This is a genomic window from Streptomyces sp. WI03-4A, assembly GCF_033792105.1.
Classification (GTDB): Bacteria; Actinomycetota; Actinomycetes; order Streptomycetales; family Streptomycetaceae; genus Streptomyces; species Streptomyces collinus_A.
On the sequence record NZ_JARAUO010000016.1, the window covers coordinates 144689 to 153647 of the forward strand.

8 protein-coding genes are annotated in these 8959 nt (G+C 73.1%); 7 read left to right on the forward strand and 1 reads right to left on the reverse strand.

Going from position 1 to position 8959, the window contains the following annotated elements:
- Positions 1-37 precede the first annotated feature (37 nt).
- Positions 38-1831, reverse strand: a complete 1794-nt coding sequence (locus PV343_RS18740) for a bifunctional metallophosphatase/5'-nucleotidase (protein ID WP_319148071.1) — start codon at positions 1829-1831, stop codon at positions 38-40.
- Between the two features lie 181 nt (positions 1832-2012).
- On the opposite strand from PV343_RS18740, the gene mshD reads away from it, so the two are divergent.
- The 7 genes from mshD to PV343_RS18775 all read left to right on the forward strand — a co-directional run.
- Positions 2013-2939: a mycothiol synthase gene (gene mshD / locus PV343_RS18745; RefSeq protein WP_319148072.1), complete on the forward strand. Its 927-nt coding sequence runs from the start codon at positions 2013-2015 to the stop codon at positions 2937-2939.
- 101 nt (positions 2940-3040) lie between these two features.
- Positions 3041-3427, forward strand: a complete 387-nt coding sequence (locus PV343_RS18750) for a GntR family transcriptional regulator (protein ID WP_020940891.1) — start codon at positions 3041-3043, stop codon at positions 3425-3427.
- A complete protein-coding gene (locus tag PV343_RS18755) occupies positions 3424-4320 on the forward strand; it encodes an ABC transporter ATP-binding protein (protein ID WP_319148073.1) in 897 nt (298 codons plus the stop codon). Before PV343_RS18750 ends, PV343_RS18755 begins: the two co-directional genes overlap by 4 nt.
- A complete protein-coding gene (locus tag PV343_RS18760) occupies positions 4317-5318 on the forward strand; it encodes an ABC transporter permease (protein WP_319148074.1) in 1002 nt (333 codons plus the stop codon). The genes PV343_RS18755 and PV343_RS18760 overlap by 4 nt, the downstream gene beginning before the upstream one ends.
- Positions 5315-6064 (forward strand): hypothetical protein, encoded by a 750-nt coding sequence (locus tag PV343_RS18765; RefSeq protein ID WP_319148075.1) that lies wholly within the window; start codon positions 5315-5317, stop codon positions 6062-6064. The genes PV343_RS18760 and PV343_RS18765 overlap by 4 nt, the downstream gene beginning before the upstream one ends.
- A gap of 122 nt (positions 6065-6186) precedes the next feature.
- A complete protein-coding gene (locus PV343_RS18770; protein WP_387956082.1) occupies positions 6187-8541 on the forward strand; it encodes an RNA degradosome polyphosphate kinase in 2355 nt (784 codons plus the stop codon).
- Positions 8522-8959 (forward strand): CHAD domain-containing protein (locus tag PV343_RS18775; RefSeq protein WP_319148077.1); only part of this gene is annotated, 438 nt, incomplete at its 3' end. The genes PV343_RS18770 and PV343_RS18775, both read left to right, overlap by 20 nt.

The following is an 8959-nucleotide window of genomic DNA, read 5'->3' on the forward strand; positions in this document are numbered from 1 at the left end:
GAGCCGCGGGGGCGGCCGGTCGGGCGCCCCGCCGCCGTCACCGCACGATGGTGATCCGGTTCGCCGCGGGCGGCGCGATCGGTGAGGACGCCGTCGAGTTCGCCGTCAGGTACTTCTCCAGCGCGGTCAGGTCGTCCACGCCCACCAGGTCGCCGGTGCCCGTACCGAGGGTCGGGAAGCCGTCGCCCCCGCCCGCGAGGAAGCTGTTGGTGGCGACGCGGTAGGTGGCCGCCGGGTCGACGGGGGCGCCGTTCAGGCGGATCGAGTCGGTGACGACACGGTCGGCGCCGGACTTCGTCATGTCCAGCGTGTACGTCAGGTTCGCCGACGGCTGGAGGATCTTCGGCGCGGCCGCGTTGGCCCCGCTCACCTGCTCCTTGAGCACCTGGACGAGCTGGGCGCCGGTGAAGTCCTGGAGGTTCACGGTGTTGGCGAAGGGCTGGACCGTGAAGCCCTCGGCGTAGGTGACCACACCGTCGCCCTCGGCGCCCTTGGCCGCGTAGGTGAGCCCGGCCCGCACGCCGCCCGGGTTCATCAGCGCCAGGCTGGTCCTCGGGTCCAGCTCCTTGCCGTAGGCGAGCTGGGCGTCGGCGATCAGGTCGCCCATCGGGGACTCGGTGCCGGTGTTGCCGATGTCCGCGGAGATGTAACCGATGGCACGGTTGCCGATCGGGGCGGCCAGGGTGTTCCACCGCCCGATCAGGTCCGTCATGTCCTGCGCCTTGGGCACGTCACGGCTGACGACGCGGTTCGCCGACTTCACGGCCGTGCGCGCGATGTCGCCGGTGCGGCGGTCGTAGGTCAGCGTGGTGTCGGTGTAGAGCCGGCCGAAGGAGGCGGCCGAGGTGACCATGCGGGGGCGGCCGGACGGGTCCGGGATGTCGCAGACGTACGCGTTGTGGGTGTGGCCGGTGACGAGGGCGTCGACGGCCGGGGTGACGTTCTTGGCGATGTCCACGATCGGGCCGGAGATGCCGGTGCCCGCGCCGCCCGCGTCGCAGTCGTAGTTGTAGGAGCCGGAGGCCGGGAAGCCGCCCTCGTGGATCAGGGCCACGATCGACTGGACGCCCTGGCGCTGGAGCACCTTGGCGTACTTGTTGATCGTCTCGACCTCGTCCTTGAACTTCAGGCCCTTGACGCCGTCGGCGGAGACGATGCCCGGGGTGCCTTCGAGCGTGACCCCGATGAAGCCGATTCTGACGTCCTTCTTCTTCCAGACCCAGTACGGCTTCAGGATCGGCTTGCCGGTCTTGTCGTTGAGGACGTTGGCCGCCAGGTAGGGGAAGTCGGCGCCCTTGAACTTCTTGTCCGTGTAGCAGCCGTCCGTCGGGTGGCAGCCGCCGTTCTGCAGGCGCGCCAGTTCCTTCGCGCCCTCGTCGAACTCGTGGTTGCCGACCGAGGTGACGTCCAGCCTGAGCTTGTTGAGCGCCTCGATGGTCGGCTCGTCGTGGAAGAGGCCGGACAGCAGCGGGGAGGCGCCGACCATGTCGCCGCCGGCCGCGGTGACCGAGTACGGGTGGCCCTGGCGGGCCTGCCGGAGGTGGGTGGCGAGGTACTCGACGCCCCCCGCGTCGATCGTCTTCGTCGTGCCGTCCGGCTGCTGCTCGGTGACCCGGCCGGAGGAACCGGACGGCGGTTCGAGGTTGCCGTGCAGGTCGTTGAAGGACAGCAGCTGGACGTCCTGGTAGCGGCCCGGGTGCTGGTGCCCGCCGTGACCGGTGTGCGCCTGTGCGGGCAGCGCGGCGGTCAGGGCGGCGGCCGTCGCGAGAGCGGCGGTCGTCCCGAGGAACGCGTACCTACGGCGTCTGGTGCGCCGGGGTGCGGCTGGCATGGACCCCCCTGTGGGTCGGCTGTGGCGAGTGGGTCGTCAGCCGCGAAGCCTAAGGTCAACGCGCGTAGCGCGACAGGGGGTTCGTGGTTACATCCTGGTTTACCTTTGCCGGTCCCTTTACCCCCTGCGCACCCGCTGCGCTGTCGGCACTTCGCCCCGGCCGCCCCGTACCCTCGTACGCATGAGCAGCGACGACACCCTACGGCCCTTCCCCTCCCGCTCCATCGAGACCCGTTCCGCACTCGACCCGGACCAGGCCGAGGCCGTGCTCGGAATGCTCGCCGAGGCCGCCCACGTCGACGGTCAGCAGCCGGTGTCCGAGCAGGGGCGGCTGCAACTGCGCGGCGGAGCCCGCGAGGGCGTCTCCCACCTGGTGCTGACCGTCGGGGACGAACTCGTCGGCTACGCCCAGCTGGAGGACACCGACCCGGTGGAGGCGCCGGCCGCCGAGCTGGTCGTCCACCCCGCGCACCGCGGGCACGGCCACGGTCGGGCGCTGGGCTCGGCCCTGCTCGCCGCCTCGGGCAAGCGGCTGCGGGTGTGGGCGCACGGCGGGCACTCCGCCGCCCGGCACCTCGCCCAGGTCCTCGGCCTGACGCTCTTTCGTGAACTGCGGCAGATGCGCCGCTCGTTGACCGACCTCGAGCTGCCCGAGCCGCGGCTTCCGGAGGGCGTGACGGTGCGCGCCTTCGTGCCGGGCAAGGACGACGCGGCCTGGCTGGCCGTCAACGCGGCCGCCTTCGCGCACCACCCCGAGCAGGGCGGGCTGACCCAGCGCGACCTGGACGACCGCAAGGCCGAGCCGTGGTTCGACCCGGCCGGGTTCTTCCTCGCCGAGCGGCGCGGGGAGTTGGTCGGCTTCCATTGGACCAAGGTGCACGCGGAGGAGGGGCTCGGAGAGGTGTACGTGCTCGGGGTCCGGCCGGGCGAGCAGGGCGGCGGCCTCGGCAAGGCCCTGACCACCGTCGGCCTGCGCCATCTGGCGGCCCAGGGGCTGCCCACGGCGATGCTGTACGTCGACGCGGACAACGCGGCCGCGGTGTCGGTGTACGAGCGGCTGGGATTCCGCACGCACGAGACCGACCTCATGTACCGCACCGAGACCTGACCCGGCCGGACAGACGCCCGCTCAGGGGCGGCCGACTTGACGGCCGCCCCTCTCTTGGACCACCCTTTCACTACTCAATTAGTGAAAGGGTGGTTCAACGCGTGGTCGAATACCGCATCGACCGGCACAGCGGGGTCGCCACCTACGTCCAGATCGTCCAGCAGACCAAGCAGGCCCTCCGTCTGGGCCTGCTGCGGCCGGGCGACAAGCTGCCGACGGCCCGCGAGGTCGTCGAGGCCACCGCCATCAACCCGAACACCGTCCTCAAGGCGTACCGCGAGCTCGAACGCGAGGGCCTGGTCGAGGCGCGGCGCGGGCTCGGCACCTTCGTCCGGCGCGCGCTGGGTGCCGCCCCCGCCGACTCGCCGCTGCGCGCGGAGCTGGACGCGTGGGCGGCGCGGGCCGCGGAGTCCGGGCTCGACCGGGACGACGTGGCGGCCCTGTTCACCGCCGTACTCGACAAGCACTTCCAGGGAGAACGTTCATGAGCGACACGGCTCTCGAGGCCGACGGCCTCGGCAAGCGCTTCGGCCGGCGGGGAGGCTGGGCCCTGCGCGACTGCGCCTTCCGGCTGCCCACCGGGCGGGTGTGCGCCGTCGTCGGCCCGAACGGCGCCGGCAAGTCGACCCTGCTCGCCCTCGCGGCCGGGCTCCTGCCGCCCACCGAGGGCCGGCTGACCGTGCTCGGCCGGACCCCCGCCGAATCCCGTGCCCGGGTGGGCTTCGTCGCCCAGGACAAGCCGCTCTACCCGCAGCTCACGGTCGCCGAGACGCTCCGGATGGGCGCCGACCTCAACCCCGGGCGCTGGGACACGGCCACCGCGGAGCGGATCGTGGCCGCCGGCGACCTGGACCCCAAGGCACGCATACGCTCCCTGTCCGGCGGACAGCGCACCCGCGTCGCACTCGCCCTCGCGCTCGGCAAGCGGCCCGCACTGCTGCTCCTGGACGAGCCGATGGCCGACCTCGACCCCCTGGCCCGGCACGAGCTGATGGGCACGCTGATGGCCGAGGCCGCCCAGTACGGCACCACCATCGTGATGTCCTCGCACGTCGTCACCGAGCTGGAGGACTCCTGCGACCACCTGCTGCTGGTCGGCGGCGGCCGGATCCGGCTGGCCGGCGAGCTCGACGACCTGCTCGCCGCCCACCTGCGCGTCAGCGGCCCCGCCGACTCCGCCGCCCTCGACCCGCACACCGTGGTCGAGTCCCGGGTCACCGGCCGCCAGCTCTCCGCGCTGATCCGGCCCGCCGGCCCGCTCGCCGGCGAGCTGCGCTCCTCGGCCCCCTCCCTGGAGGAACTCGTCCTCGCCCATCTGCGCAACCCGCAGGCCCCCGCCCTCACCCCCGCCGGGGCCGCGCGCAAGGAGGACGCCGCGTGAGCGCCGCCACCGCCCCGGCCGCCGTCCGGCCCGCCACGGCACGGCCCCGGCTGATCCGCTGGCTGCTGCGCCTGCACCGGCCGGCGCTCCTCGCCTGGACCGGCCTGGCGGTCCTCGGGGCCGCCCTGCTGCTGTGGCTCGCCGGACCGCTCACCGACGCGGCAGCGGCGGGCTGGCGGCAGTACGACGCCTGCGGCTTCGCCCCGAAGTGCGCCTACGACCAGGACGCGATCCTGCGCTACAAGGACTGGTACGGCTACGCCACCACCGCCCTGGACGCGCTGCCGCTCGTGGTGGCCGCCTGGGCCGGTGCCGCCCTGACCGGCAGGGAACTGGAGTCCGGCACCGCCCGGCTCGCCTGGGCCCAGAGCACCTCCCCGGCCCGCTGGCTCGCGGTCCGGCTGGCCGTCCCGGCCGCCGCCGTCACCACCGGGACCTGCCTGCTGTTCTGGCTGCACCACCGCGTCTGGACCGCGGGCCGGGGCCACATCGACACCGCCAAGAGCTGGGCCGACTTCGGCACCTTCTACGCCAACGGGCCCACCGTCGCCGGCCTGACCCTCGCCGGGCTCGCGGCCGGCGTCCTGGCGGGCCTGCTGCTGCGCCGCACGCTGCCCGCGCTCGTCGCCGGCACGCTGGCCACCGCGGGCGTCTGGGCGCTGGCCCACGCGCTGATGCCCCACCTGTGGCCGGCCGTCACCTCGGTCGGCGGCCTCGACAGCGGGGCGCCGGGCACCGGCATCGTCGTCGAGGAGGGCCTGGTGACCAGGAGCGGGGCACACCTGCCGCTGCCCCACTGCGTCTCCACCGCCGACTGCGACGCGGCCTACGCGCACGCCGTCGGCCAGTTCAAGGCCTACCACCCCTACGCCCACTACTGGCCGCTCCAACTCGTCACGACCGCGCTGCTGCTGGCCGTGGCCGGCCTGTTCGTACTCGGCTCGTTCCTGGTGCTGCGGCGCCTGGCCGGGCCCCGGACCGGGGAGACCTCCGCATGACCGGCGCCGCCTTCCAGGGCCTGCCCCGCACCGCGCTGCGGCTGCACCGCCCCGCGCTGCTGCTGTGGGCCGCCTTCGTCCTCCTCGCTCTCGGCGAACTGCTGTGGGTGCACTTCTCCGGCGCACCCCGGGACCGGATCTGCTTCCACCGCCCGGGCGCCGTGTGCACCTACACCGCCTTCACCGACGTCAACAACGTCATGAACTTCCTCGGCGAGGCTCTCACCTGGGCCCCCTGCGCGGTGGCCGCCTGGGCGGGAGCCGCGCTGATCGGCCGCGAGCTGGAGTCCGGCACCGCCCGGCTGGCCTGGTCCCAGGCCGCCTCCCCGGCCCGCTGGCTCGCGGCCCAGCTCACCACGGCCGCCGTGCCCCTGCTCGCCGGCAGCGGCGTGCTCGCCCTGGCCTTCGGCTGGGTGTGGACCACCGACGGGGACGACCTGGTCACCCACTGGACCTGGGACCGCGTCTTCGTACCGCGCGGCCCGCTGCTCCCGGCGCTGGTGCTGTGCGCCCTGGCCACCGGCGTGCTCGCCGGACTGGCCCTGCGCCGCACCTTCCCCGCGCTGGTCACGGCGTTCGCGGCGACGCTCGCGCTCCGGCTGTACCTGCGCGAGGCGTGGCAGCCGCTGCGCGGCGCGCTGCCCGGTTTCTGGCCCCTGCACCTCGCGGCGACCGGCATGGTCCTCGCCCTGACCGCGCTGGCCACCACGGCCGCCTGCCTGCTGCTGCGCCGCCGGGCCGGCTGACCCGGCATCCGGGGTGCGCCCCTGCCACGGGGGCAGGGGCGCACCCCGGGGGCCGCCCCCCGATAGCCGGGACGTCATGTCTCCGTAACCATCGATTCAGACGGGCTTGCGACGCTCGGCCAATGAAGCCCGCCGTGCCAGAGCCTTCGCCGCCCCCCGAGGGGCCCGCGGGGAACGGGGCCGTGAAGCTCCCGCCCGCACGTTCCGACGCGCCTGTCTCGCCCCTGGCGCGGAAGAATGGGTTCATGAGTCAGCAAGACACCCAGGCAGAGGTCCAGCACGTCCAGCCCTCCGTGGGCTCCATAGCCGCGCACCGCCAGCATGCCGTGTCCGCGGCGGTGTCCGATCTCGAACCCGACCTCGACGCCGACCTCGACATGTACGAGGAAGCGCCGAGCGACGGGGCACCGCTGCCACAGGGTCGGTTCCTCGACCGGGAACGCAGCTGGCTCGCCTTCAACGAGCGCGTCCTTGAACTGGCCGAGGACCCCGACACGCCCCTGCTGGAGCGTGCCAACTTCCTCGCCATCTTCGCCAGCAACCTGGACGAGTTCTTCATGGTCCGGGTGGCCGGCCTGAAGCGCCGCATCGCCACCGGCGTCGCCACCCGCTCCGCCTCCGGCCTCCAGCCGCGCGAGGTGCTGGAGATGATCTGGGCCCGCTCGCGCGAGCTGATGGCCCGGCACGCCGCCTGCTACCACGAGGACGTCGCCCCCGCACTCGCGGAGGAGGGCATCCACCTGGTCCGCTGGAACGAGCTGACCGAGAAGGAACAGGCCCGTCTGTTCACCCTGTTCCGGCACCAGATCTTCCCGGTGCTGACCCCGCTGGCCGTGGACCCCGCCCACCCGTTCCCGTACATCTCCGGCCTGTCGCTGAACCTGGCCGTCGTCGTGCGCAACCCGGTCAGCGGCCACAAGCACTTCGCGCGCGTGAAGGTACCGCCGCTGCTCTCCCGCTTCCTGGAGGCCGCGCCCGGCCGGTACGTCCCCTTGGAGGACGTCATCGCGGCGCACCTGGAGGAGCTGTTCCCGGGCATGGAGGTGCTGGAGCACCACGCGTTCCGGCTCACCCGCAACGAGGACCTGGAGGTCGAGGAGGACGACGCCGAGAACCTCCTCCAGGCCCTGGAGAAGGAGCTCATGCGGCGCCGCTTCGGGCCGCCGGTGCGCCTGGAGGTCGAGGAGTCCATCGACCGCGAGGTGCTGGACCTCCTCGTGCGCGAGCTGAAGATCTCCGAGGCCGAGGTGTACCCGCTCCCCGGTCCCCTGGACCTCACCGGTCTCTTCCGCATCCACAGCCTCGACCGCCCCGAGCTGAAGTACCCGAAGTTCATCGCGGGCACCCACCGCGACCTGGCCGAGGTCGAGTCGGCGTCCGCGCCGGACATCTTCGGCGCCCTGCGCGCCCGGGACGTGCTGCTGCACCACCCGTACGACTCCTTCTCCACCTCCGTGCAGGCCTTCCTGGAGCAGGCGGCGGCCGACCCCGACGTGCTCGCCATCAAGCAGACGCTGTACCGCACCTCCGGCGACTCCCCCATAGTCGACGCCCTCATCGACGCCGCCGAGTCCGGCAAGCAGGTCCTCGTCCTGGTCGAGATCAAGGCACGCTTCGACGAGCACGCCAACATCAAGTGGGCGCGCAAGCTGGAGGAGGCCGGCTGCCACGTCGTCTACGGCCTGGTCGGCCTGAAGACGCACTGCAAGCTGTCCCTGGTGGTCCGCCAGGAGGGCGAGACGCTCCGCCGCTACAGCCACGTCGGCACGGGCAACTACCACCCGAAGACGGCCCGGCTGTACGAGGACCTGGGCCTGCTCACCGCCGACCCGCAGGTGGGCGCCGACCTCTCCGACCTCTTCAACCGCCTCTCCGGCTACTCACGCCGCGAGACGTACCGGCGTCTGCTGGTCGCCCCCAAGTCGCTCAGGGACGGCCTGGTCGCCCGGATCAACAAGGAGGTCCAGCACCACCGCGCCGGCCGCCCCGCCTTCGTCCGCATCAAGGTCAACTCGATGGTCGACGAGGCGGTCATCGACGCGCTCTACCGCGCGTCCCAGGCGGGCGTGCCGGTCGACGTCTGGGTGCGGGGCATCTGCGCCGTCCGGCCGGGCGTCGCGGGCCTGTCGGAGAACATCCGGGTCCGCTCGATCCTCGGCCGGTTCCTGGAGCACTCCCGGGTGTTCGCCTTCGGCAACGGCGGCGAACCCGAGGTCTGGATCGGCAGCGCCGACATGATGCACCGCAACCTCGACCGCCGGATCGAGGCCCTGGTCCGGGTCATCGACCCCGGCCACCGGGCGGCCCTGAACCGGCTGCTCGACACCGGCATGTCCGACACCACCGCCTCCTGGCACCTCGGCGCCGACGGCGAGTGGACCCGGCACGCGACCGACGCGGACGGACAGCCACTGCGCAACGTCCAGGAGATGCTCATAGACGCCCGGAGGCGCCGGCGTGGCACAGCAACACCTTGACCCGACGGACCCCGGGGCCCCGGAGGTGACGGGGGACGCGCTCGCGGTCTACCTGCGCGCCCAGGCCACGGAGTTCCTGCGCGCGCTGCGCCTGCACCGCGAGACGGGCGGCGGCACGGCCAACGGCGCGCAGGAGACCGTCGACGCGGCCCGGGCGCTGCGCCGCTCGGCCCGCCGGATCAGCGGCAGCCTGCACACCTTCCGCCCGCTGCTGGACGCCGACTGGTCCGAGGAGATCAGGCCCGAACTGGCCTGGCTCTCCGGCACCCTGGGTCTGGAACACGCCTACGCCGCCCGTCTCGAACGGCTGTTGCTCGCCCTGCACCGGCTGTCGGGCGCGGCCGTCTTCCCGGAGCAGAGCGTCGTCGTCGCGGGCACGGCGGCGCAGCGGGGCGGCTCGGTGGCCGCCCTCGCCGGG

What these genes read in the sequence shown, in the direction of transcription:
- PV343_RS18765 (WP_319148075.1), top strand. Translation starts at nt 5,315, where the DNA reads ATGACCGGCGCCGCCTTCCAGGGCCTGCCCCGCACCGCGCTGCGGCTG.
- mshD (WP_319148072.1), top strand. Translation starts at nt 2,013, where the DNA reads ATGAGCAGCGACGACACCCTACGGCCCTTCCCCTCCCGCTCCATCGAG.
- PV343_RS18755 (WP_319148073.1), top strand. Translation starts at nt 3,424, where the DNA reads ATGAGCGACACGGCTCTCGAGGCCGACGGCCTCGGCAAGCGCTTCGGC.
- PV343_RS18770 (WP_387956082.1), top strand. Translation starts at nt 6,187, where the DNA reads ATGAAGCCCGCCGTGCCAGAGCCTTCGCCGCCCCCCGAGGGGCCCGCG.
- PV343_RS18740 (WP_319148071.1), bottom strand. Translation starts at nt 1,831, where the DNA reads ATGCCAGCCGCACCCCGGCGCACCAGACGCCGTAGGTACGCGTTCCTC.